Raw genomic sequence first — 24,108 nt, 5'->3', positions numbered from 1 at the left:
AAAAAGCCGAAATCCAAAAGCCATCTTTACACGTAGATTCTTATATCTCCATGTATCTGAGTTTTACTCCACGGTTTTTACAGAGCATGTTTTCAGAGCTTCTGTGGCGGGTTGAAAGCCAAAGGCCCGAGCTATTCCTTACATTTGATGATGGTCCGATTCCTGATGTAACCCCCTGGGTCCTTGAGCAGTTGGAAGAATTTGATGCCAAAGCCAGCTTTTTTTGTGTCGGACAAAACATCGAACGCTTTCCTGCTATATTTAATCAAATTATAGATCAAGGCCACACCATTGGAAATCATACCTATAACCATTTATCAGGTTGGTGTACCGATAATCCAACCTACTTTCAAAATGTACAAAAAGGGGCTAAAATCAGTGGATCAAATCTATTTCGCCCTCCATATGGACGATTGAGACCTTCTCAAACCCGATTTTTAAAACGGCATTATCAAATTGTAATGTGGGATGTATTGAGTGGAGATTTTGATCCCAATCTCAGTGCAGAGGCTTGTTTTAGTAATGTAATTAAAAACACCCAACCGGGATCCATCATTGTATTTCACGACTCGCTGAAATCAGCTAAAAAGTTGTACGAAGTCTTACCCAGAATTTTAGAATATTATAGTCTGTTAGGTTATCAATTTAAAGCATTAAGTCCTCAGCTTGTTCACAGTTATGCAGACAAAGAGCATTATTCTTTTGCCTGAGTTTCATAAATCCGGATATAGTCAATTTCAAATACCGCTGGAAATAATTTTGATTTCAATAATTTACCATGTTTAGGTGAATCGATACCCAAACCAGCAATAATGCGGGCTTTTGTTTTGGGAAAGTGCGCAACTTGATTGTATATCCCGGGTTTTAATTTGTAGTTTTTAATTTTTCGATTTCTTAAACTGGATTCATATCCTGCCATGGTTCGCACCAATTTATTATTGACATACCATCTTATAAAAAATGGATCCCATTCAATGGCAAATACATTAAATCCTTCATGCAATGCCGGACTTAAATGCCATTTCGGATCCTGGCAATTATTGTGTGCTTCATAACAATGATGGTAATTGGTTTGAAACTGTCGCATATACCGTCCATTTATTTCAAAAACATCAATTTCTTCCAATACCCCTTCACCTAAGGTCCAAAATGCAGGCCACATACCCAATCCGGGGGGCAATTTGCAACGAATTTCAAATCGACCGTATAAAAATCCTTGTTTAGAAAATAAATTCCCGGAGGTGTAAGGATACTCTTTACCATACCATGTTGCCTTCTGTTTTTTTCCAATAATTTTTAAGGTACCATTTGAAATCACCAGGTTGCTATCTGTTAATACCAAATCGCCTCCCAGGGTCCGGCAGGCAGGACAGGTATCCAATCCGGATGCTGTGTACGGATAATAACTAAACCATTTACTGACATCCAGTTGATTTCCATCAAACTCATCATGCCAAACGAGTTTCCAGGATTTGGGCGTGTCCAGTCTGTTGGATTCTTTGGTAATTTCAAATACCGCTTTTACCTGAGCTGACAATTCGAATTGTAGGAACAGGCAAAAAACAAAAAGGATATTTTTCAAATTCAACTTATTTTGACAACAAGTAAATACTTGGTGAATCATAATATTTTACAAGATCTTGAAGATTCCATTTTTTAATCAAACGGGATTCTATGACTTGATCCGGACCGGTTAAATTGGATGCAATGCAAAGTTTCATATCCGATGGAATGTGGGTCAGAATCAATTCAAGAATTTGTTTGTTGCGATAAGGAGTCTCCATAAAAATATGCGTTGCATGCGATTTACGGATTTCATTCAAAATCCAAATCAGTTTGTGTCTTAATTCATCTTTTTTAGCCGGCAGATAGCCATGAAAATGAAATTCTTGTCCATTAAATCCACTGGCCATTAAAGCCATTAAAATGGAATTGGGTCCCGGATAAGGAAAGACAGGAATTCCATTTTGATGGGCTTTTGAAACCAAAGGAAATCCAGGATCGGCAATACAGGGCATGCCTGCTTCTGAAACCATCCCCAAAGACGTACCGTTTTTAAGTAAATTCAGCATGTCTTGATAAAACAAGGATTCGTCTTTTGGAGGAATCTCAAAAATCTCTATGAGATTGATTGGCGTAGGGTGCTCAATCAATTTAAGATAGGCTCTGGCAGTCTTAGCTCGTTCAACCACAAAATGTTTTAAAGATCTGGCTGCTTCAAGAGAGGATTCACTCAATGAATTTAAATTTCCTCCGGCAATGGGTACCGGAATCAAATGCAAACCTACTACTGACATAAAGCTAAGGTAAAGGAAGCAAACCCATCTTCCAGAAAAGCACAAGCTTCTTCGGAAGAAACCGTAATTTTTAAGTACCAGCCCTCACATTTTCCCCGAAAACCCAGTTCATTTACCGTAACTTCGCCTTCCTTTTTAGAATAAAATGAATACGTATACCATTAAGTTACAGCAGTTTGAAGGTCCCTTTGACCTGCTTTTGTTTTTTATCGAACGAGACGAACTTGATATTTACGATATACCTATAGCCAAAATCACCGAAGATTTTTTAGAATACGTTCGTCACATTGAGTCCCTGAATTTAGATTTAGCCAGTGAGTTTATTCTTGTTGCAGCCACCCTAATTCGGATTAAAGCAAAAATGCTCCTCCCACGTAAAGAACTGGATGAAAACAACCAGGAAATAGATCCAAGAAAAGAATTGGTTCAAAGACTGTTGGAATATAAATCAGTTCGTGAGGTGATTGATGAAATGAGCAAGATGGAAGACGATCGTTATTTTAGAGTTCCGCGTGGAAATATGAAAAAGGAATTTGAAAGTCTTGCAAGTAAAGCCTTAGTCGATGCGGAATGGGAGACGCTGAATCTTTTTAACCTGATGAAAGTATTTCAAAAGGTTATGCAGCGCTTTGAAGAAGGTCCAAAACAGTAGTACATAAAATCTACAATTACAAATTTGAAATTGTAGATGAACAAGAAAAAGTCATTCACAAAATCCATCTTAGTGGAAAAGTAAATTTTGAAAACCTGTTTGAAGAATGTAAAAACCGAATCCACGCCATCATTGTTTTTCTGGGCATACTTGAATTGGTCAATCTTCAACGCATCCACATCTTAAAAGGAGAATCAATCAATCAGTTTTGGTTAATGGAAAAACCGGAGGATGACGGATTGGAAGAAGAATAAGGGGGAGTCTATAGAAGGGAAGTCTGTAGAGGCTAAAGACTAAAGAATGCTGCAATTCTACAATTCTACAATGCTGCAATATTATAAATTCAGGAAATTAAATTTCTGACCTGCTGCATATAATCTACAAACTTTAGATTGAACTGACCTTATTAGCTTTATAGCTTATCAGCTTTTTTAACTTCTATTCTCTGGTTGAAAAATATGCAATGAGGAACGAAATGCATGAATTTAATGTTTAATTTAGGAGAGCCTGTTGCAATGGTCTAATCGTAATCATACCATTAAATTGAAAAAGAAAATGCACAATGCTCAAGATCCTAACAACTAACAAATCTCAAACTATCAACTATCAACTATCAACTATCAACTAACAACTAACTTCTCTTTTCCCCCTTCAGTCTCCCTTTTTTTCCCATACTGACCCGGGGTTGTTCCCATCAGGATGGGAAAATAAGGGAAAAGAATGCTTTCGATATTTAGTTAAAATTTGATTTCTGGGAATTATTCCTGGGACGAACTACGTTGTATCTACAAAGTATCTATTCTTCATTTGTACTTTAAGTATTCATTGATCATGGAGATAGACCACTTATGGATTTAACTTAATAACAATTGATCATGGCAAAATTAATTGGCGGTAAATTTTTGGTGGGAAGTATTGGTGATTTGCGTTTTTATGAGTTAAACGGTGAAACCATTGTTTCTTTAAAGGGAGGTCCCTCCGCAAAGCAAATTAAAACCCGGCCGAGCTGTGCCAGAATACGGCAAAATAATTTGGAGTTTGGTGCCATGGGTAAACTGGCGGGGTACATTAAAAGATGCATGAGGAAATTCAGTCCGCTATGGTATAAACCACATTACGATCAATTCAATGCCTTATTAAGGCAGATACTGAAAGCCGATACGGTGAATGGTATCGGTGAAAGAAATTTGCAATTTTCAAATTCCAGGGAATTACTGCGGATGCATCAACTGTCAAAAACGAGGTTATTGGATTATACTTCAATTCAATGCGAATGCAAAAGAATTTCTGACATCTCATTTCAAATCAACGTCCCTGAAATCCAGGAATACAATCATCTCAGTTACCCTGAAGGATATGATGACTTTGAATACAGCCTTCACGCAATGTGTTTGCCCGATATTTTATTTGATCTAAAAACCGGATCTTATCCGCAAAATCAGTTTCTAAAAATTAAACCACTGCAAGAAATATTTAGTACCAATGAATTTCACAACACAAAGATAGAAGCACAAACACGGATTATTGAAATGCCAGCTTGTCCAAATTATCTAATCACAGCCTACCTTAAATTGAGTTCAAAAAGTGACCTCCGACTTCCTCCAATACACAATCTCATGTTTCTTCAATTAGTTTAGTTCGCTTGACTTATACCGCAACATTCCATACTTCGCAATGGATTCTGTAATTCCTAATTGATTCACCCTTGTTAGGCATTTACCTATAGACTATAGACGACAGGCTTCATATCTAACCATTCGTAATCCGTAATCCGTAATTCGTAATTGCCTGTCCGTCTCACAAGTACGCGGGATTTTCACTACGCTGCAATAATTCGTAATTGATTATATTTACTTCAAATTCACTGCAAATGATCCGGTTCTTCATCACGCTTTTCCTTTTGGCTTTTTTGCAGCCTGTCCATTCACAATTGCCCAATGGATCGGTAGCGCCGGATTTTGATGTGGAAGATGTTTATGGCAATGTCTACAGTCTGTATGCCATGATGGGCAATAATAAATCGGCTTGTGTTGGGTTTGAAGCTACCTGGTGTGGTTTCTGCTGGCACTTTCATGAGAGCCATGTCCTCGATCAGGTGGTCAATAATTTAGGAGCAAGTACCACCGCAATCATGCTGGAAGCAGATTGGAAAACCAATACCGAATGTTTATTTGGTCCAGCCGGATGCAATGATTATACCTGGGGAGATTGGGTCACCGGGGTGCCTTACCGGGTTGCTAATTTATCTGCAACCAATGGTCCAACTGTTGCCAGTGAATATTATCATAGTTATTATCCCTTGCTCTATGTCATTTCTCCTGATAAACGAACTTGGGAAATCATTGAGCGGACGTATTCAAATTATTCCAATTGGATTACCAAGAGTTTTGCAATGAATGCAACTTCTGTAATTACGCATTCTACGTGTGGGGATAATGGGAAAATAAATTTAAATGTTACCGGTGGCCATGGATCGATTACCTATAAATGGACGAATGGTGCTAAAACAAAAGACATAAATAATTTACCTGGTGGAACGTATTCAGTTACACTGACTGATGGCAATGGTTATTTTAAAAGCTTTGGACCTTATACCATAGAGGGTCCCCAAAAAAGAGTCGATGTAGTTGGATTGGATCTCAATCATATAAAATGTTTTAATGAAGCAAGCGGAAGTATTACCGTTCAAATGGATTATGGGAATCCGCCTTACCAATATAAATGGTCCAACAATACATCGCAAGCTGCCAATCTGAATTTGAAAGTCGGTAGTTATAGTTTGACAGTGACAGATCTAAAAAATTGCAGCATGGTTCGTAACTATACGCTTACGCAACCTACAGATTTAACTGCAACAGCGACATCTCAACGAGACAACTGCGATCAACAAGATGGTAAAATATCAGTGAAAGCATTTGGCGGGTATCCACCTTACACTTTTGATATTGGTGATGGCAGTCAATCAAAATCAGAATTTACCAATCTCATTGGGGGTCAAGCATATTTTGTTACCGTAACGGATGCAAATGCTTGTACCGAAGTTATTAAGCAAGATATTGATATTACTCACAAACCAAAAGTTGAAGCAGGTTTAAACGATAGCTGGGATTGTATTAAAAAATTTGTAAACTTAAACGGAACCAATTCCGAACAAGCAGCCTGGTTTAATTATTTGTGGAGCAGTCCGACAGGGACCATCCTGAATGGCGCAGAAACACTTACACCAAAAGTGGCAAATCCCGGAATGTATTTTTTAAAAATTACCAATACAAATAATGCATGCAGTGCAATTGATTCAATGCATCTTGTAGATGTACGTATTTTTCCGGACATACAAGTTGCAGGAGATACCAGCTTGAATTGTGCATTTTTAGAAACCACGATCCAGGGAGATAGTAAAAACCTTCCAATTAAATATTACTGGTTAAAAGTTGAGGACAGTAGTTTTTATTCTGCACAAAAACAGGTTTCTTTAACATTTCCAGGGAATTATATTTTTAATGTAAAAGATACCATCAATCAATGTATTTCTCAGGATACCGTAAGCATTCTTGAAAACAAAATAAAACCACTTGCATCCGTTGATACTCATTCATATTTAAGTTGTTTGGATTCCATGATTTCATTAAATGGATTGAATTCTTCGACTGGATCCGAATTTGAATATAATTGGACAACTGCAGATGGTCACATACTCGGCGGAATGAATACACTAAATCCAACGGTCGATCTTCCTGGGAATTATGTTTTGGAAGTAAAAAATAAACTGAATTATTGTGTGGCTTCAGATACCGGAATCGTTCATCAACGCAGCATTCCACAAGCAACATTTGATCAGGCGATTCAGGCTAAAGACGTATTGTTTACCGATCAATCCATTGGATTTCCGGTTGCTTGGAATTGGTCTTTTGGAGACGGTACATTCAGTACAGAACGACAACCGCTACACACCTTTCCTACAGAAGGAGCATTTGAAGTCTGTTTGAGGGTGCATAACGATTGTGGTGCAGACAGCATTTGCAAAAACTTATTGATAGGCATCGCATCAAGTCTTTCCGTAGTGCATGTTGAACTAAAACCAGTCAGTTGTTTTGAGGGAAAAGATGGATCCATCCAATTGACCTTACAAGGAGGAATTCCACCTTATACCTATCTTTGGAGCAATCAGCAAACGAGTAAAGATCTTATAGACATTCCAGCTGGCGATTATCGGGTAGAAATAGCTGATCAGCAAGGAACAAAGATATTTCAAAATTATACGGTGAACCAGGCGAGCCAAATTGATTTAATTAACGCTGACATCAACCCATGTACTTCCGGTGCGAATAACGGCGCAATTTCGTTGCAACTGGAAGGGGGAAATCCACCTTATCAGTATCATTGGTCAAATGGCTCAACGGCCAATCCAATTGTGGATTTGTCTCCTGGAAATTATTTCTGTACCCTTACAGATGTTACAAACTGTCAAAAAGAATTTGGTCCGTTTCATGTTAAAGAACTTACAGCAACAACTAATAGTAATTTCATAAATCAATTTGAATTAATTCCTAATCCGGTGAATCAACTGGGTTATATTTCAGTCCAATTAAACGAACGTAGACCGTATAGCATTCGCATTGTAAATGTATATGGACAAACAATTCATTCATTTCAATCCGATCAGCTCAAATTAAAGCTACCGTTTGATTTTTCAGCATTTCCGAAAACACTGTATTTTGTTGTTCTGAATTCGGATTCGTTGAATCGAACTTTGTGTTGGATGGTCCATGAGTAAGCGTATTTTAAAATTGTATTTTTATTTAAATGAATAAATAAGTAATATGAAACAAGTGAAACGAATCAACAATTTTTGGATTGGCCTGATAATCCTGATCAGTTTTCTGTTTAGTCAGTCATTTTCTTGTGAGAAAACTGAACACAAGAGTTTATTTGTTATTATAGAAGGAAAATTTAAAGCTGGAGAGTCTGCTTCCGTCGAAATAAACGGTCAGGATTTTGGATATGCAACAGAAACAGATCCCCTGATTGCCAAGTTGGAACCAGGAGATTATACGATAAAGGCCCGCACGCAGTTGGTGCCGGGAACATTTGTTGCAAGTTTTACAAAGAAAAATACCAACGACTATATTTTTAATGTACTATGCGATCCAGCTGAAGTTTCAATAAAAGCGCATGCAGACTTTGCATTTCTGGATCAAACAACTTTGATAGAACCTTCGCATTTTCCTGGGGTTGAATTTTTACCCGGTACACCGGTAACCGTAAAGGACGTCAAACCATTGGGTAAAACCACCTACAGTTTCTTTGATAAAAAGGGACGCCTGCGATATTCTGTTGAAAAATCTTTGATTTATAGAGAAAAATGGAGTTTAGATATTCCATATACTCCCTAAGCGGGGTCGTTCTAAATTTTCGCCAATAAACCCTCTAGTAATTTTTGTCGTTTTGCATCCAGTTTTATTTTGAATGCAGCGCCAGATTCTAAAGAAATTGTTTTTTGTTTTAGTTGATTCAGGATGCGTCTTTTTTCTGAGACTGCAACAGATTCAAATACACGTCGCATCAATGGCAGATAGGAATTAAAATGTGATTCATCCAAAGATTGAATCCAATCATCTAGACATTCTAATATTTCTGGATGCATTAAATAAAAGACAGTCTGGTTGTGTAAGAATCCTTCAAACCACAATGCAGATTTTGGAATGTCAGAAGATTGTGAAAACTGAAATTTCATGAATTCTACAAATTTTATCCACGGGATTTCTTGTCGTTCCAACAATACATACCAAAGTTTACCTTGCAATCTGGGATGGGTTAAAGCGTCGTGGACCATAATCAATCGCTGCTCTTTCCACAAATCTGCAAATTCATGTTGCTTGAATTTATCAAAGAACAATTGAATTACCGGAATGACTTCCAACATTTTCAAGCTGCGTTCATTGTCAATAAATTTTACTGCGTCTGGTAAATTAATCAACAATTTAGGCAACAATTTGTCGAGCACATTTTTGATAAACAAGGTATCCATTTTGTGAATGGAACCGTATTCCAAACCTGAAAGTAAAGGACGAATCAAACTGCTTAATTGCAACACATCGGTATGACTGATAATAATCGATTCGATCTTATTTGATAACAGAGGAAGTATTTCCGGGAAATCTGCTTTGAGTGCATGAACCAGATAATCTGCTAATCGAAACCAGGGAATATTTTTTTCCAATTCAATTCCAATAAATTTTCTGGCTGCTTCCTTGAGTGTGTTTCCATACAAGGCAATTCGCACCAATGTAATTTCCATATCAGCCTTCCATTCAAACTGCCAATGTTCATGAAAATTTCCCAATGCTTGCGTTTCAAGTGCTTTTTCACGAGCCCAATTCAAATGAAACAGTTGTGTATAATTTAAAAATCTGGAAATTTCGAGATGCTTTTCTTTTCTAAGGTCCAATTCTAAAATCTGTGGACCATCCTCCATCCAAAAGCGATTTAGTCGAAGTCGCTTCAGCAAACTTTTAAAAATGCGTATAAACGGCAAGGCATCATCTCCCAAATCAACAGATCCCTGGATACTTCCGCAAAGTAATTTTTCTTTAAGCAATTCTAAAGATTCAGAATTCCCAATATTAAAAACTGTGAGGCAGCTTTCCAATAATTCATCAATGCCGGGAAATGGAATTTCTCGTAACAATGCCAACATATTCGCCAAACGTTCTGCTTCGATTGCTGAAGCCGGACTCAATTCAGCTCCTTCATTTCTCATTTGATGCATTGCATGGACCAGAAAATTTGAAGCAGCCATTTTTGGATTTTTAAAAAGTGCTTCATGCCAGATCGGTGAAACGATTCCAGCACTGTATCCATTGTTGAGACTCATGTTTTTATAGGACCAGGGTATGATACAACAGGCAATCGGATGCGATTGTAATTTCTTTAGTTCATCATTCGTTTGTTTTTCAATAAATTCCTGTGTCAGTACGGGACCATGCCAGGCACCACAAACGACTGCAATGCGTTTATATTTTTCTTCAACAATTTGCGAAGGCATTGACGCATGTATTGTTCACGAATCAGCGTTTCTTCATCATCCATTCCAATGCTCTGATGTCTTAATTCAGTCATGAAGTCCTGAATGATATCAAATAGTTTTTCATGATCGGTCCATTGCTCAAAATGTGTTTCCCACCAACGCTCACTATCAGTATAACCGGCTTGTTTTGCAAGAAATGCAATGGGATCGCGAGTAATTCTTTTTTGGTATTTAGTTAAATCAGCTTCGGGATCATTTTTAAAATTTGAAGAAACTAAGGATACTCCAGCTGGTAAATCGATTGGAACACAAGGGATTTGTTGGAGCGTAGCAAATTGTATAGCCTGGTATTCTGGTGAAAACGATGCCAGTGGAAGATAAATCGATTGATCGGGATGATTTGTATTATAATATAAAAATGCGATGGGAGCTTTAACTTCAGGGTGTTGGATGTGTGGTAAAAGTTGACTAGATTCTGCAGGCAATTCAATTGCCAGTACATCGGGTTGATATTGTTTTAATGCTTCAAGCAATCGGCGGGAAGATCCTGCGCCATGATGTCTGATGCCAAATAGTTTAATTGAAGACAAGGTTACTGGATTGCAATTTATTTGTCTTTGAAATAGGAATGTAATACGTCATACCAATCTTTAAACTCTGTTCGTTTTTTTATAACTGTTTCCGTGTATTCTTGTAAAATTGTTTTTTCATCATCATCCTGACGAGTGATGGATTGGAAAAGACCAGGTATAATATCAGCAGGGCCAAATGATTTATCAGAAAAATAATGGTGATGAATCCTGGCATGATGTAAAATGGAAATGGCTTCAGCAGGACTTAATCCAGCTTGTGAAGCTTTAATCTTTTGCTTTTTGTCGATGCTATGTCCTTCCCGAAGTTCTCTGAAAATGAGTACCAGTTTTTTAGTCAATGAATCTTTAAGTTGTTCCATTGGGATATTCATTTGTTGTCCGAGTTGTTGCACACGATCATGTACAATACGAACTTCATCTTCAATGGAATCGGGTAAAGGCATTACCAGGGTATTAAAACGACGTTGCAATGCAGACGACAAAGGATAAATCCCTTTATCCCGATCATTTGCAGTAGCAATCACATTGAAACCTTTTATTGCCTGTACCTCTTCATTCAACTCAGCAATTGGAATTATTTTTTCAGATAAAATAGTGATCAGGGCATCTTGAATTTCTGTTGGAATTCTTGTGAGCTCTTCAATACGTACTAATTTTCCATCCAACATCGCTCTCATTACAGGTCCAGCAACGAGGGCTTGTTTACTGGGTCCATGTGCAATCAGATGCGCATAATTCCAACCATACCGTAAGCTGTCTTCTCCAGTTCCTGAGGTCCCCTGTACAAGCAAGGTAGAGTCATTTGAAATAGCAGCTGCAAGATGTTTAGATAGTCAGGATTTTGCAGTCCCTGGAATCCCAATCAATAATAAAGCTCTGTCTGATAATAGAGAAGCAATTGCAATCTCAACTATTTTTTTATCTCCAATGTATTTAGGAGTTATCACGGTTCCATCCTCAAGACGGGTACCCAGGATATAATTCAATACAGCCCATGGGGATAATTGCCAATGGGCAGGCTTATCTTTTTTATCAAAATTTTTAAGTGCTTCCAGTTCATGCAAAAATGCATGTTCGGCATGCGGACGAATAATTTGCTCCATAGTTTAATTCCGGTCTTTAAAAATTGATCAATTCATTTCTTTTTGAAATTTATTTCCGATTCTTTATAAGAATGTTCCAATCTGCGACTTTTCGTTTCAGTGAAAAATATTTGTAAGTTGTGTAGACTTTTCATTTTGTTATTTTATTGTAATTTCTAATTCTTCCTTTTTTTATTATTGTTTCAAAATTAGGCCTTAAAAAATATATGAGCAGAAACAAAAGATTATATTTAAAAAAATCAATTGAATAAATTGCTCGCTAAAATTTGTATACAATTTTTTCCACAGTATTTATTATTGAGCTTGGTCGCTTCCGGTCATACTATTTTAAAAATTTTCTGTTCACCATTTCTACTAAAATTTTCATTTGTTGAATTGCTATTTGGTTCAATTTTACAAGCCGTGATTTCTGTGGCATTTGTTCATTGATAAAAACAGCATTCAGATTTTCCATATTCGACAAGCAAATCAATTCATTGATACCAGCATAATCCCTAATATTTCCATTTAAAGTGGGATTCGATTCGCGCCATTGTTTAGCGGTTATTCCAAATAAAGCGACATTCAGCACATCTGCTTCGTTGGCATAAACAATTGAAGTTTGTGCAGCTGAAAGCTCTTTTGGGAGCAGATTATTTTTAACAGCATCGGTATGAATGTGGTAATTCAGCTTCGCCAGTTCTCGTTTTGCATTCCAACCCAGTTGTTTTTGTTCATTTGCTTTAAGGCGTTGAAATTCTTTAATCAGGTAAAACTTAAATTCTGCACTTAACCAAGATGCAAACTCAAAGGCAATATCGCGGTGGGCAAAAGTACCTCCGTACCTACCAGTTTTGGAAACAATTCCAATAGCACCTGTTGTTTCAATCCACCTTTTCGGGGTTAGCGCAAAACTATTAGAACCAGACAGATTTTTAATTCCATCGAATTCGATGGAATTAAAACTAGGGTTATTGAAAAGTTCCCAAAGTCCCATAAACTCAATGGTGCTTCTGTTTCGCATCCAGTTTTGCAACAAGTAATCACTACGATCTGCGTCTTTGAATCGAGCAATATCGGTAAGACTAATGTAATCCTCCGATTGCTCGGTGTAAATAAGGACTACGGTGCCTTTTACATTTATTTTATTGCTCTTTTTCAAATTCCTTTCTATCAAATTTATATTAAAAGGTTTAATTTTGATTGCTTTCTAAACGTATCGAATTAGATGAGTTCAGTACATTTACGATTATAAAAAAACTATGCAATAAACCTTGTTCGTATAGTCAATAGTCATTCACGTCAATGGTCCTCTAGCCTCCCACCTCTTGTCAATAAAAAGACAAATTTATACTTTCCGTCTTAACAAACAATCAAATTATAAACTCTTCGTTCTGCCTCCATCAATAGGAACATTAATTCCTGTAATGTAGGCAGCTAAAGGGCTTGCTAAAAATGCAACTGCATTTGCAATTTCTTCCGGTTCGGCAAAACGCTTCATTGGGATTGCGGCCAATAAATGGTTTTCAATTTCTTGTTGTGATTTCTGATGAAGCACCCGTTCTTTTTCAATGATGCTTTCCAATCGTTCTGTGCGAGTCGCACCCGGTAATATATTATTTACAGTAATGTTAAAAGCTGCCAATTCATTTGCAAGGGTTTTTGCCCAATTGGCCACTGCTCCTCGAATCGTATTTGAAACACCTAAATTGTCAATGGGTTGTTTTACAGAGGTAGAGATAATATTTATAATACGCCCATATGCAGCTTCTTTCATGCCTGCAATCAATTGCGAAGTAATCAGTTGATTCGCGATTAGATGTTGTTTAAATGCAGATTCAAATGCCTCTACAGTCGCAGTATGTGCTGGGCCCGCTGGCGGTCCACCGGTATTATTTACTAAAATGTGTATTGGAAAATTTAATACCACATGGTGTATTTTTTTTTCAAGATCCTGTGGATCTTCCATATTTGCAACAACCACATGATGGTTTTGATTCTGTGATCGTGGAAGTTGGTGCAACAACTCTTCCAGTAAAACGGCATTTCTGGAAAGAATGCAAACCGAAGCTCCTGCCTGAGCCAATCGAATGGCACAAGCTTTTCCAATACCTTTACTGGCACCACAAACCAATGCATTTCTATTTTGTAAATTGATGGGTATCATTATCTAATTAAACTTAGGGATCCGGTTAATTTCGAATTTCTAATCCGATCACAATCCTGGTATTTGAATTCAGCCAAATAAATATACGTGTCCATCGGAATGTCTGCATTGGGTGTCCAGGCTCCGTTTAAATCGGATGTTTCAAATAATTTTTGTCCCCAGCGATTGTAAATAAGTAATTTCATTTCAATCACACGATTGGCCTCATGCTTAACAACGGAGGGTCTGAATTTTCGATTGGTTTCTTCTCCATAGGGTGCAACCACATTTGGAAATTTAATAAACGATTTAATTTCTTTCGTTAACGCGCGCACGTGAAACGTATCACTTAATTCTTTGCAAATTGTTTTGGCTTTAACGATATAATCACCCGTATCTCGTATCATGATTTGTCGTGTATTTAATCCATTGTTCCAATTAAAATCAAAACAATTGCCATTGCAAACGGCTTCCAGTTCGATGGTATCACCAATACACACATTATCAGGCCCTAAAATTTTAATATTAATATTTGGTTCAGTTCGGATGATAAGGGTATCACGTAGAATCGTTTTACAGTTATCTTGAAGTTGCACTTCTACCGTAAGCGGTCCTGTTTCAGGAACTTGAATTTCTACCAGGTTTTCACCGGTACTCCAGGTGATGATCCCTTGATCATAAGGTGCAGGGATACGGATTTTTTTAATTTCACCTGGGCATAAGAATATTTCTTTGGGAAGTAAATCTACAAGTGTTGGTGGAGTAATTTCAATCATTTCAAAATCATCTACAAAATAATAGATGGCTTCTCCTCCCGGATTGTTTGGTGGTTTTGTGCCAATAAAACTGGTATCGCCTTTTGACAAACTTCGGAATCTCCCAACGATAAAATGATCTTCTCCACCGCAAGCTGTATAATTGAAACTTAATTGTTTATAATCCGGTCCTTTTAAAAAATCCTGATCTGGAGATTCGTAAGTCGGTTTTAATTGTTTGAGAGGTTCTGCTTGTTTATATTCAGCTGGACCGGTTTGAATAAAGACTCCCATTTCATCGATGGCATAATTTGCATTTTGTGTACTTGGTTTGGTCCAAAAACTAAATTGATAAATGGCTCCAGCCTTTAATGCATTTGTAAAATGATTGGTCAGGTATTCATGTTTGGCAAATCCAACAAAAAACCCACCGTGCTTTTTACCCGTGCGTGGAGCTATTGAATAAAAATCCGGTGAACCAAATGTAGCTGCAGTCCAATCAATCGGATTGTTTGCACCATAGCCGATTCCCAATTCTTTAAATCCACGTGCATCGCACTGATCACATTGTTCGAATCCCGGATTGGGAATTAAATTTTGTGCGGTGACATGATTCCATTGGATCAATAAAAAACTTAGCGCACAAAACATGCTACATTTTATAGCGTGCATGGTATTATTTTTATATTTGAACAAGTCCATTTTAAGGATTTGAATTACATTTAAAAAAACCATTTGGGCTGTTTAGATTTGCGAAGATACGGAATTCATAGAATGTTGATTTCAATAGGACTTGAATTCATTGAGAATCTATTAGTTTTATAAAGTTTTTTAAAAGATGGAAATTCTTGGATTGGTTTTGATTGCATTTTTTGCATCCATTTTAACCTTTTACAGTGGATTTGGCCTTGGTACACTCTTGTTACCGGCTTTCAGTCTCATGGTTCCAGTTGAAATGGCAATATTTTTAACAGCCATTGTACATTTTCTGAATTCAATCTTCAAGTTTATTCTTACACGAAATGCACTGCATTGGCCGACTTTAATTCGTTTTGGTTTGGTTTCATTGGTTTTTGCAATTTTAGGGGCTTATTGCCTGAAATATGTCGCCATACAGAATTGGAATTATTCATACAAACTGTTTGGATTTTATGCAACGACCAATGTATTAAAATTAAACATCGGAATCTTATTAATAATTTTTACCTGGATTGAATACTTCGATTTTATTAAAGTAAAATCAAACAATCCGCTTCATTTATTTCTAGGAGGAATTGCCAGTGGATTTTTTGGTGGACTTTCTGGTCACCAGGGTGCATTGCGATCTGCTTTTTTACGCAGCATGCCTTTATCAAAGGAACAGTTTATTGCTACCGGAATTGCGTGTGCTTTATTGGTAGATGCAGGTAGATTGCTTGTGTACACAAAATTGGATCCTCAGTCATTTATCAACATGAATTGGCAATTGCTACTGCCTGCTATTATTGCTGCATGGACAGGAGCTTGGATTGGAAACAAGTATCTCAAAAAAATTACCCAGAATCAGATTCAAAAAATTGTTTGCATTTGTCTTGTGCTTTTTGGAATTGCTTTAGCTATGGGTTTAATTTAGTTGATAGTTGATAGTTGAGAGTTGTCAATGGAAATGAGCTGATAAGCTATTAAGCTAACAAGCTATTAAGTTAATATCCCATTAAGCCATTTAGTCATCCAGCCCCAAATCAGTAGTCAGTAATTAATAGTCAGAAGTCAAAAAAGCCAATTTTCCATGGTCTTAGTTCACTCCAGCCTCCAGCCTCCAGCCTCCAGCCTCCAGCCTCCAGCCTCCAGCCTCCAGCCTCCAGCCTCCAGCCTCCAGCCTCCAGCCTCCAGCCTCCAGCCTCCAGCCTCCAGCCTCCAGCCTCCAGCCTCCAGCCTCCAGCCTCTAGCCTCCAGCCTCCAGCCTCCAGCCTCCAGCCTCCAGCCTCCAGCCTCCAGCCTCCAGCCTCTAGCCTCCAGCCCAAATCAATAGTCAACAATTAGTAGTCAGTGGTCAAAAGCCTATGGTCAATTCCTCCAGCCTTCTTTTCCAATCAATCTTCCCTTCCTTTTTTCAAAAAAAAATCCCGAAGTTTTTTGCTCCGGGATTCTTTTACCTAGTACGTTTTAGTTTATTCAGATACCACTTCAAAATTAATTTTGGTATGGACATCTTTATGAAAATCGATTGTTGCAGTATAGCTACCTAAAGTCTTGATTTCATCATCCAAATGAATTTTCTTCCGTTGAATGTCAAGATTAAATTGGTCTTTCAAAGCTTGTGCTAATTGCACATTGGTAACACTACCAAAGATTTTATCTGAGGCTCCTGTTTTTGCACCGATTTTTAAAACAATGCCGTTTAATTGATCGGCCATTGCTTTGTATTCATTTACTTTTTTGTTTTCACGGGCATCCTCTTGCTTTCTTAATTCTGCCAGTTTGCGCATATTGGAATCATTTGCCAATAAAGCAATGCCATTTGGAATTAAAAAATTTCGTCCGAATCCCGGTTTTACTTTTATAACTTGATGCTTATCACCAAGTTTATCCATATCTTTTAATAAAATAATTTCCATAGCGATAGATTTAGTTTATTTTAAAAGATCGGTTACAAATGGTAATATAGCTAAGTGCCTTGCGCGTTTAATTGCAGTTGCAACCCGTCTTTGATATTTAAGAGAGTTACCAGTTAAGCGACGTGGTAATAATTTACCTTGTTCGTTAACAAATTGAATTAGAAAACTATCATCTTTATAATCGATGTATTTTAATCCAAATTTTTTAAAACGGCAGTATTTGGTTTTCTTCTGTCCTATATTAGGATTACTCAGGAACTTTATTTCATCTTGCGTTGCCATGTTTTAGTTTTTATTCTTCTTCAACAATAATTTCTTCCTTAATGATAGGTGCAGGAACCGGAACGGGAACCGGGATTGGTGCAGGGGCTGGAGTTGGACGAACATATACCTCAGGTGTTGAGCCGTCAGCAGATTTGTCTTTCTTTACCCGTTTTCCAATTTTACCATTTCTTTTGTCTTCATTGTACTTGACACCATATTTGTCAAGCTTAACGGTTAAATAACGCATGATTCGTTCATCGCGTTTTAATGCTAATTCCATTTTTCCATTGAATGGTGGATTATCCATTACATATTCAATGCAAAAGTATACTCCGGTGGAGCGATTGTTGATGGGATAGGCCAAAGCCTTTAATCCCATTTCATCTACATGAACGATACTTCCACTTTCGTTTCCGATCATTTCCTTGTAGGTTTGAACTGTCGATTTAACTTCATCGCCCGACAGTACTGGGTCAACGATAAAGCTTACTTCATAATGAGGCATCTTGCTCTAATAATTAGTTTAAAAAGGGTCGCAAAGTTAAGTATTTATCATAAAATCAGTCATTTTTTTCTGATTTTAATAAATTTAAGCCTGATTGTAGCAAGGAAAGGTAGGTTTGAATGGTTTCCAGGCTTGTTCGGAAACTTAAAATCGCAATTCGAATCCAAAATTCACCGGCTATGCTGGTCGATGAAACAAAAACCCGTCCATCTTCCAATACTAAATCCACCAGGCGTTTATTGAATGCATTAATATCTTGATTTTCAGGTCTATATCTATAAATACAGACCGAAGTTTCTGGATAAGGTCCTCTTTCAAAGCCCATTTTCCCAATTTCTTCATAGAAATACCTGCATAACAATATTTTTTCTTCAAGACAAGCCCGAAAGGCATCCAGTCCATAAAGTTTAAGTGGAATCCACAATCTCAGTCCTCGGAAATGTTTGGTCAGCTCCGGCGACAAATCTGAAGGACTCCATTCCTCCTGTGAACTCAAGGTATCTTGCATATAAGCCGCCTTATAGTAATGTGCTTTATATTGAGAAACAAGGTCCTTAATTAATACAACACCCAGTCCATAAGGTAAAAACAAGCCTTTATGTGGATCTACCACCACGCTATCCGAAAGCGCAATGCCCTTAAAATGGTCTTTTAATTGACTTCCATCCGGGTTTTCCAATTTGCATAGGCTGAAAAACCCTCCGTAAGCTGCATCGACATGAAACCAGATCCGGTGTTCAGCACAAATGGCAGCCATCGTCTCTAAAGGGTCAATCGCACCGGTGTCAGTCGTACCAGCACTCCCTACAGCAAGAAAAGGTACCAGGCCTTTTTGGATGTCATCCAGTACGATCTGTTTAAATGCCTTCATATCCATTCGAAATGAAGCATCCATGGGCACTTTTCGAATCTGACATTCTGATAATCCAGAAATCCGAATCGCTTTATGGATACAATGATGTACTTGTTCGGTTAGGTAAATGCATTGGTTTTCAATGTCCCGGGACGCTATGTGTCGAGCTTCACGGGCTGTTACGATGGCAATTAGATTGGCGATGGATCCACCGCTTGCAAGATTTCCATGACTGGTAATAGGGTATCCAAATAAACGACCCATCCATCGGATTAATTCGTTTTCTATTTTAACTGCTGCCGGGCCACCGTAATAGATACCCGCATATTGATTACTCACTGCTGCCAGATAATCGCCAAGGGCTGCTCCATAAACGCCTCCTCCAGGAATATAACCCAAATGACCTCCCGATGCAGGATTTAGTCCATAGGAAATTAAATGCGCTCTTAATTCATTAATGACATCAGTTATTGGTTCTGGAGTATCGAGATTGCCTTTTAAGTTAAGTACTTCTGACAAACTGCCAAATATCTTAAATGCCTTTTTTGTAGGCAATGAATCAATAAATTCAAACGCAAAGCGTGACGTTTCATCGGTCCATTCTTTTCTTAAAGCGGTTCCAGGCTCCAGTTTACGGGCTTTTAAAGCGCGTTCCTGAATTTGTTCAATTAATTTTTCAGTTTCCATTCTGTTTTACAAAGCTGAAAGAATTGTTTTAAATTATTTGCAAAAAATTTCTTAAATCGTTGAAAAACTTAAACGATGATAAGAATTCACCGTATTTTTAGTTCCCTTTTACTAAAATGATGCTTACTCCCTGATTTTTATTAATTTATGCACACAACAGATTTTTTGAAATAGAAACCGATGTACACAAAAGAAGCGATTTACGACGCATTAAAATACCATTTTGGATTTGAACATTTTAAAGATACCCAAGAACACATAATAGCCAGCCTCCTAAATGGTACGGATACGTTTGTGATTATGCCAACTGGTGGTGGTAAATCTTTATGTTATCAATTGCCGGCTTTGATGATGCCTGGTACTGCAATTATCATTTCACCATTAATTGCCTTGATGAAAAATCAAGTGGATTCAATTCGAGGGTATGGTCAAACGGATGAAATTGCGCACTTTCTAAATTCTTCGCTCAACCGCTCGGAAATTAAACAAGTTAAAGAAGACATCGTACGAAGTAAAACCAAATTACTCTATGTCGCTCCTGAAACCCTGCAAAAAGAAGAAACCATTGAGTTTTTAAATTCCGTCGATTTATCTTTTATAGCAGTAGATGAAGCGCATTGTATTTCAGAATGGGGACATGATTTCAGACCGGATTACCGAAGAATCCGGGATATGATCAATTCACTTAATAAACACATTCCAATAATTGCACTCACTGCAACCGCTACACCCAAAGTTCAAACCGATATTGTGAAGAGTTTGGAAATGGTTGATCCGCATATATACATTTCATCCTTTAACCGAAATAATCTTTATTACGAAGTACGTCCGAAAATTACCAGAGATCAAACCATCCGTCAAATTGTACAGATTATAAAATCACATCCGGGTGAATCGGGAATTATTTATGTGCAAGCTCGTAAAACAACCGAAGACCTCGCACAAATACTTTCAGTAAACGGAATTAAAGCGGCTCCCTACCATGCGGGAATGGAAGCTAAATCAAGAACCCAGGTACAGGATGATTTCTTAATGGAAGAAATTGATATCATTTGTGCAACCATTGCATTTGGAATGGGTATCGATAAACCAGATGTTCGTCTCGTGATCCATTTTGATATTCCAAAGAGTTTGGAAAACTATTATCAGGAAACCGGACGTGCAGGTCGTGATGGAATGGTTGGAGATTGTTATGCTTTTTTCTCAAATGCTGACTTGTTGCGATTGGAAAAATTTCTCAGAGATAAACCAGCTTCTGAACGCGATATGGGTGCCCAATTATTGGATGAAATGGAAGCCTATGTTGAAAGTGCAGTATGTAGAAGAAAATTTGTACTCCATTATTTTGGTGAAGAATTTGATACGGAATCTTGCAAACAAATGTGTGACAATTGCAGAAATCCGAAACCGCTGCTAGAAGCTAAAGACGATATGCTATTGGCACTCAAAGCCATTCAAGCACTCAATCAAAATTTTACAATCAAAACACTGGTTGAATTTATTTGCGGTGTTAAAACAAAAGACATTCTGGATTACGATTTGGATCGGAATGAATTATTTTCAAAAGGAATTGATAAAGGAAGTTTGTATTGGTTTTCACTTTTCCGACAGGGAATTTTGATGAACTTAATAATTAAGGACATTGAAACTTATGGGATCTTAAAATTAAGTGAACTCGGTCAGGAGTTTATTAATAAACCTTATAAAATTCAAATCAGCATCAACCATGATTATGGCGATACTGCATCCATTATCGATGAAGATGCTGCGCCTTCACAAGGAGCTGCACTCGATCCAAATTTATTTAAAACGCTTAAAGACATCCGCCTCGAAGTTGCACGTAAGAATAAAGTGAAACCCTGGGTCATCTTTTTTGATCCTGCTTTGGAAGAAATGGCCACGCGATTTCCAATAACCATCGATGACCTTTGTAAAATATCCGGAGTCAGTAAAGGAAAAGCAGAACGATATGGAGAACCATTTTTAGATTTCATCAGGAAATATGTTGAAGAAAATGAAATCGAGCGTGCTGAAGATTTTGTTATTCGTCAAGTTGCTGATAAGTCAAAAAACAAAGTAGAAATCATTAAAAACATAGATAAAAAAATTCCACTGGAGGATATTGCGAAAAATCTTCAGATGAATATGGAGGAGTTGATGGAAGAACTAAATATGATCGTTTCATCAGGAACTAAAATCAATATAGACTATTACATTAAGGACAATGTGGATGAATATTCAAAAGAAGACATCTACGATTATTTCAACCAGGCTGATTCGGATTCAGCTGAAGAGGCATATAAATCCTTGAAGGAAGATGATATCACGTTTGAAGAAATTCGTCTGATCCGTCTGAAGTACATGTCTGAAATGGTTAATTAAATGTGGACGATTCCAATCATTCACGGTCCGAATCTTAATCTTACCGGAGAACGTGAACCATCCGTTTATGGATATGAGACGTTCGAAAATTTCTTTGAAAGTTTGAAAAGGAATTTCCAAATTTGCAACTAAGCCTTCACCAAAGCAATTTTGAAGGGCAATTGGTTGACTGGCTGCAGGACTTTCGTAACAAAGCAGATGCTATAATTCTCAATCCTGCTGCTTATACCCATACATCCATCGCCATCCGGGATGCAGTTGCTGCAATTAAAGTTCCAGTAGTTGAAGTACATATCAGTGCGATTCAATCACGGGATCAGTTTAGACAACATTCTTTGATTAAAGACCTGTGTTTGTTTAATATTCAAGGTTTTGGTTTGAATGGGTACCGTATGGCTTTATTAAGGCTCTCAGAAATTCTGTGTGCCGATTCGCTCAACCCAATTATAAAATAATAATAGTTTTGAAAACATACAGTAGTTTGATTTTTTCAACAGCTCCATGGGAGCGCTTGCATGCATTTTTGGAAAATCAAAAATACAGTGCAATTCATGTATTGGCTGATGATCAAACTGAAACGTATTGCCTTCCCATTTTAAAAGAAATCCTTCAGCATTCCATTACCAGTTGTTTTGTAATTCAATCCGGAGAATCATCAAAATCTTTGGAATCCTGTATTAAAATTTGGGAGCACTTGCTTCACCAACATCCCGATCGAAATTCATTGATCATCTGTCTTGGCGGCGGCGTAATTACCGATTTAGGTGGTTTTTGTGCTTCCGTACTTTTAAGGGGAATGGACACCCTTTACATTCCTACCAGCTTAATGGCTATGGCGGATGCTGCGATCGGTGGTAAAACAGCCGTTAATTTTGAATATTATAAAAATCAAATTGGCAGTTTCCATGCGCCACTCGGTATTGTAATTGACTACCGGTTTTTATCAACCTTGCCGGATCGACACATGCGCAACGGCTTTGTAGAAATTATTAAGCACAGCTTGATTTCATCACCTTCCTACTGGTGGGATATTACAAATTTAACATGGCCTCTTCCACCAAGTGTTTTGCAAGATTTTATTAAAAAATCAATTCGTACGAAAACCGAAATTGTTGAAAAGGACTACCTTGAAAACGGAAATCGTAAAGTCTTGAATTTTGGTCACACCGTAGGCCATGCACTGGAAAGTTTTTGTATGGCAAACGGACAGGATGTTTTGCATGGTGAAGCCATCGCCGTTGGGATCATTTGTGAATCGTTTCTTTCCAGTCAACGCAATCGTTGGAAAGCGCATGTGGTGGATCAAATCAAAACGATTTTAAAACCGTTTACTGGCAACCTAAAATTCACATCAGACGATTACCCTGAAATAGTAAAGTTTTTAAATGCAGACAAGAAAAAGCAAAACCGGGAAGTCCGTTTTAGTTTGATTGAGCAAATCGGTCAGCCCAATTTAAATCAACGAGTTACGGAAGAAGAGCTCCTCAATTCTTTGGATTATTATAATTTAAGTTAGACTTTTGTAGTTAAAGATTTATGGCATTCTGGAATCAAATTAAATCATCCCTGCTTAAACTGTATAAAGAGTTTAAATTTACTGATATTTATTCCGGTAAAACCACAGAGGACAAAGGATGGTTTCCAAATGCTACCTTATTAATTTGGAAAGTTTTTCTCTCAGGAATTGCATTCCTTTACTTGAGTTTGTTTTTGGTATCGTTTGATAACTTACCTACATTTGAAGAACTAGAAAATCCATCGTATAATCAGGCATCCATAATTTATTCAAATGATCTGAGTATACTCGGTAAATTTTACATCGAAAACCGGGAATTCATTCCATACGATAGCCTGAATCCACATTTGGTAAAGGCCTTATTGGCAACTGAAGATTCCAGGTATTACAAACATTCTGGCGTTGACTTTTTGGCATTATTGCGGGTTGGAGTTAAAACGATTTTATTGAGCCGACATGAATCGGGTGGAGGAAGTACGGTTACACAACAATTGGCAAAATTGTTATTCGAACGTCCAAATCTGGAAGGCAGAAATCCACTTATAAAAGTATTTTTAATGCTTCGTATTAAATTTAAAGAGTGGTTGACAGCAATCAAATTGGAAAAGAGTTATACTAAAGAAGAGATCCTTGCCATGTACTTAAATAAGTTTGATTTCTTGTATGGGGCCAATGGAGTGCAAACAGCGTCGCAAACTTATTTTGGGAAAAACCAAAAGAACTTCGAATTGATGAAGCTGCGACCATTATAG

20 protein-coding genes and 3 pseudogenes are annotated in these 24,108 nt (G+C 37.4%); 10 read left to right on the top strand and 13 right to left on the bottom strand.

The window, feature by feature from the left end; translation table 11 throughout:
- Positions 1-50: 50 nt before the first annotated feature.
- Positions 51-710: a polysaccharide deacetylase family protein gene (locus tag IPK91_07705; protein ID MBK8297148.1), complete on the top strand. Its 660-nt coding sequence runs from the start codon at positions 51-53 to the stop codon at positions 708-710.
- Here IPK91_07705 and IPK91_07700 read toward each other — a convergent pair.
- Complete coding sequence (locus tag IPK91_07700; GenBank protein MBK8297147.1) at positions 695-1,582, bottom strand: glycoside hydrolase family 16 protein; 888 nt, start codon at positions 1,580-1,582, stop codon at positions 695-697. The genes IPK91_07705 and IPK91_07700 overlap by 16 nt on opposite strands.
- Positions 1,583-1,589: 7 nt before the next feature.
- Complete coding sequence (locus IPK91_07695) at positions 1,590-2,297, bottom strand: SAM-dependent methyltransferase (GenBank protein MBK8297146.1); 708 nt, start codon at positions 2,295-2,297, stop codon at positions 1,590-1,592.
- A gap of 145 nt (positions 2,298-2,442) precedes the next feature.
- On the opposite strand from IPK91_07695, the pseudogene IPK91_07690 reads away from it, so the two are divergent.
- The 4 genes and pseudogenes from IPK91_07690 to IPK91_07675 all read left to right on the top strand — a co-directional run bounded on the left by IPK91_07690 (position 2,443) and on the right by IPK91_07675 (position 8,342).
- A pseudogene (locus IPK91_07690) lies at positions 2,443-3,203 on the top strand (segregation/condensation protein A).
- Between the two features lie 621 nt (positions 3,204-3,824).
- Positions 3,825-4,586 (top strand): hypothetical protein, encoded by a 762-nt coding sequence (locus tag IPK91_07685; GenBank protein MBK8297145.1) that lies wholly within the window; start codon positions 3,825-3,827, stop codon positions 4,584-4,586.
- A gap of 233 nt (positions 4,587-4,819) precedes the next feature.
- Positions 4,820-7,723, top strand: coding sequence for a PKD domain-containing protein (locus IPK91_07680; GenBank protein ID MBK8297144.1), 2,904 nt, complete (start codon positions 4,820-4,822; stop codon positions 7,721-7,723).
- 46 nt (positions 7,724-7,769) lie between these two features.
- Positions 7,770-8,342 carry a hypothetical protein gene (locus IPK91_07675; GenBank protein MBK8297143.1) on the top strand — a complete coding sequence of 191 codons (573 nt, stop codon included), beginning with the start codon at positions 7,770-7,772 and terminating at the stop codon, positions 8,340-8,342.
- 11 nt (positions 8,343-8,353) lie between these two features.
- On the opposite strand, the gene IPK91_07670 is transcribed toward IPK91_07675, so the two are convergent.
- The 6 genes and pseudogenes from IPK91_07670 to IPK91_07645 all read right to left on the bottom strand — a co-directional run bounded on the left by IPK91_07670 (position 8,354) and on the right by IPK91_07645 (position 15,224).
- Positions 8,354-9,994 carry a hypothetical protein gene (locus IPK91_07670; GenBank protein ID MBK8297142.1) on the bottom strand — a complete coding sequence of 547 codons (1,641 nt, stop codon included), beginning with the start codon at positions 9,992-9,994 and terminating at the stop codon, positions 8,354-8,356.
- The gene (locus IPK91_07665; GenBank protein MBK8297141.1) at positions 9,919-10,566 is read right to left on the bottom strand and encodes a hypothetical protein; all 648 of its coding nucleotides are present in this window, start codon (positions 10,564-10,566) and stop codon (positions 9,919-9,921) included. The genes IPK91_07670 and IPK91_07665 overlap by 76 nt, the downstream gene beginning before the upstream one ends.
- A gap of 17 nt (positions 10,567-10,583) precedes the next feature.
- Positions 10,584-11,672: pseudogene (locus IPK91_07660) on the bottom strand (AAA family ATPase).
- 322 nt (positions 11,673-11,994) lie between these two features.
- Positions 11,995-12,813 carry a KilA-N domain-containing protein gene (locus IPK91_07655; protein MBK8297140.1) on the bottom strand — a complete coding sequence of 273 codons (819 nt, stop codon included), beginning with the start codon at positions 12,811-12,813 and terminating at the stop codon, positions 11,995-11,997.
- A gap of 216 nt (positions 12,814-13,029) precedes the next feature.
- A complete protein-coding gene (locus tag IPK91_07650) occupies positions 13,030-13,815 on the bottom strand; it encodes an SDR family oxidoreductase (protein ID MBK8297139.1) in 786 nt (261 codons plus the stop codon).
- Positions 13,816-13,817: 2 nt separating this feature from the next.
- Positions 13,818-15,224, bottom strand: coding sequence for a gliding motility-associated C-terminal domain-containing protein (locus IPK91_07645; protein ID MBK8297138.1), 1,407 nt, complete (start codon positions 15,222-15,224; stop codon positions 13,818-13,820).
- Between the two features lie 166 nt (positions 15,225-15,390).
- Between IPK91_07645 and IPK91_07640 the strand changes: the two genes are divergently transcribed.
- Positions 15,391-16,164, top strand: a complete 774-nt coding sequence (locus IPK91_07640) for a sulfite exporter TauE/SafE family protein (GenBank protein MBK8297137.1) — start codon at positions 15,391-15,393, stop codon at positions 16,162-16,164.
- A gap of 130 nt (positions 16,165-16,294) precedes the next feature.
- Here IPK91_07640 and IPK91_07635 read toward each other — a convergent pair whose 3' ends face one another.
- The 5 genes from IPK91_07635 to IPK91_07615 all read right to left on the bottom strand — a co-directional run bounded on the left by IPK91_07635 (position 16,295) and on the right by IPK91_07615 (position 19,458).
- Positions 16,295-16,522 (bottom strand): hypothetical protein, encoded by a 228-nt coding sequence (locus IPK91_07635; GenBank protein ID MBK8297136.1) that lies wholly within the window; start codon positions 16,520-16,522, stop codon positions 16,295-16,297.
- 180 nt (positions 16,523-16,702) lie between these two features.
- The gene (locus IPK91_07630) at positions 16,703-17,149 is read right to left on the bottom strand and encodes a 50S ribosomal protein L9 (protein MBK8297135.1); all 447 of its coding nucleotides are present in this window, start codon (positions 17,147-17,149) and stop codon (positions 16,703-16,705) included.
- A gap of 15 nt (positions 17,150-17,164) precedes the next feature.
- Positions 17,165-17,431, bottom strand: a complete 267-nt coding sequence (locus tag IPK91_07625) for a 30S ribosomal protein S18 (GenBank protein ID MBK8297134.1) — start codon at positions 17,429-17,431, stop codon at positions 17,165-17,167.
- A 10-nt stretch (positions 17,432-17,441) separates the two neighbouring features.
- Positions 17,442-17,918: a 30S ribosomal protein S6 gene (rpsF, locus tag IPK91_07620; protein MBK8297133.1), complete on the bottom strand. Its 477-nt coding sequence runs from the start codon at positions 17,916-17,918 to the stop codon at positions 17,442-17,444.
- A 55-nt stretch (positions 17,919-17,973) separates the two neighbouring features.
- Positions 17,974-19,458, bottom strand: a complete 1,485-nt coding sequence (locus IPK91_07615; protein ID MBK8297132.1) for an amino acid decarboxylase — start codon at positions 19,456-19,458, stop codon at positions 17,974-17,976.
- Positions 19,459-19,638: 180 nt separating this feature from the next.
- Between IPK91_07615 and IPK91_07610 the strand changes: the two genes are divergently transcribed.
- The 4 genes and pseudogenes from IPK91_07610 to IPK91_07595 all read left to right on the top strand — a co-directional run bounded on the left by IPK91_07610 (position 19,639) and on the right by IPK91_07595 (position 24,108).
- Complete coding sequence (locus tag IPK91_07610; protein ID MBK8297131.1) at positions 19,639-21,840, top strand: RecQ family ATP-dependent DNA helicase; 2,202 nt, start codon at positions 19,639-19,641, stop codon at positions 21,838-21,840.
- Positions 21,841-22,295 (top strand): annotated as a pseudogene (locus tag IPK91_07605) (3-dehydroquinate dehydratase).
- Positions 22,296-22,303: 8 nt separating this feature from the next.
- On the top strand, positions 22,304-23,356 hold the full coding sequence (aroB, locus tag IPK91_07600; GenBank protein MBK8297130.1) for a 3-dehydroquinate synthase: 1,053 nt from the start codon (positions 22,304-22,306) through the stop codon (positions 23,354-23,356).
- Positions 23,357-23,376: 20 nt separating this feature from the next.
- Positions 23,377-24,108 (top strand): transglycosylase domain-containing protein, encoded by a 732-nt coding sequence (locus tag IPK91_07595; GenBank protein MBK8297129.1) that lies wholly within the window; start codon positions 23,377-23,379, stop codon positions 24,106-24,108.

The sequence above is a fragment of the Saprospiraceae bacterium genome, from assembly GCA_016712145.1.
Classification (GTDB): Bacteria; Bacteroidota; Bacteroidia; order Chitinophagales; family Saprospiraceae; genus Vicinibacter.
This window is presented reverse-complemented; position numbering and strand designations above follow the sequence as displayed.

Bases quoted from the DNA above. Each gene is read 5' to 3' on its own strand.
- rpsF (MBK8297133.1), bottom strand. From the start codon at position 17,918: ATGCCTCATTATGAAGTAAGCTTTATCGTTGACCCAGTACTGTCGGGC.
- IPK91_07670 (MBK8297142.1), bottom strand. From the start codon at position 9,994: ATGCCTTCGCAAATTGTTGAAGAAAAATATAAACGCATTGCAGTCGTT.
- IPK91_07595 (MBK8297129.1), top strand. From the start codon at position 23,377: ATGGCATTCTGGAATCAAATTAAATCATCCCTGCTTAAACTGTATAAA.
- IPK91_07610 (MBK8297131.1), top strand. From the start codon at position 19,639: ATGTACACAAAAGAAGCGATTTACGACGCATTAAAATACCATTTTGGA.
- IPK91_07695 (MBK8297146.1), bottom strand. From the start codon at position 2,297: ATGTCAGTAGTAGGTTTGCATTTGATTCCGGTACCCATTGCCGGAGGA.
- IPK91_07625 (MBK8297134.1), bottom strand. From the start codon at position 17,431: ATGGCAACGCAAGATGAAATAAAGTTCCTGAGTAATCCTAATATAGGA.
- IPK91_07645 (MBK8297138.1), bottom strand. From the start codon at position 15,224: ATGCACGCTATAAAATGTAGCATGTTTTGTGCGCTAAGTTTTTTATTG.
- IPK91_07705 (MBK8297148.1), top strand. From the start codon at position 51: ATGTATCTGAGTTTTACTCCACGGTTTTTACAGAGCATGTTTTCAGAG.
- IPK91_07675 (MBK8297143.1), top strand. From the start codon at position 7,770: ATGAAACAAGTGAAACGAATCAACAATTTTTGGATTGGCCTGATAATC.
- IPK91_07630 (MBK8297135.1), bottom strand. From the start codon at position 17,149: ATGGAAATTATTTTATTAAAAGATATGGATAAACTTGGTGATAAGCAT.
- IPK91_07680 (MBK8297144.1), top strand. From the start codon at position 4,820: ATGATCCGGTTCTTCATCACGCTTTTCCTTTTGGCTTTTTTGCAGCCT.
- IPK91_07685 (MBK8297145.1), top strand. From the start codon at position 3,825: ATGGCAAAATTAATTGGCGGTAAATTTTTGGTGGGAAGTATTGGTGAT.
- IPK91_07615 (MBK8297132.1), bottom strand. From the start codon at position 19,458: ATGGAAACTGAAAAATTAATTGAACAAATTCAGGAACGCGCTTTAAAA.
- IPK91_07640 (MBK8297137.1), top strand. From the start codon at position 15,391: ATGGAAATTCTTGGATTGGTTTTGATTGCATTTTTTGCATCCATTTTA.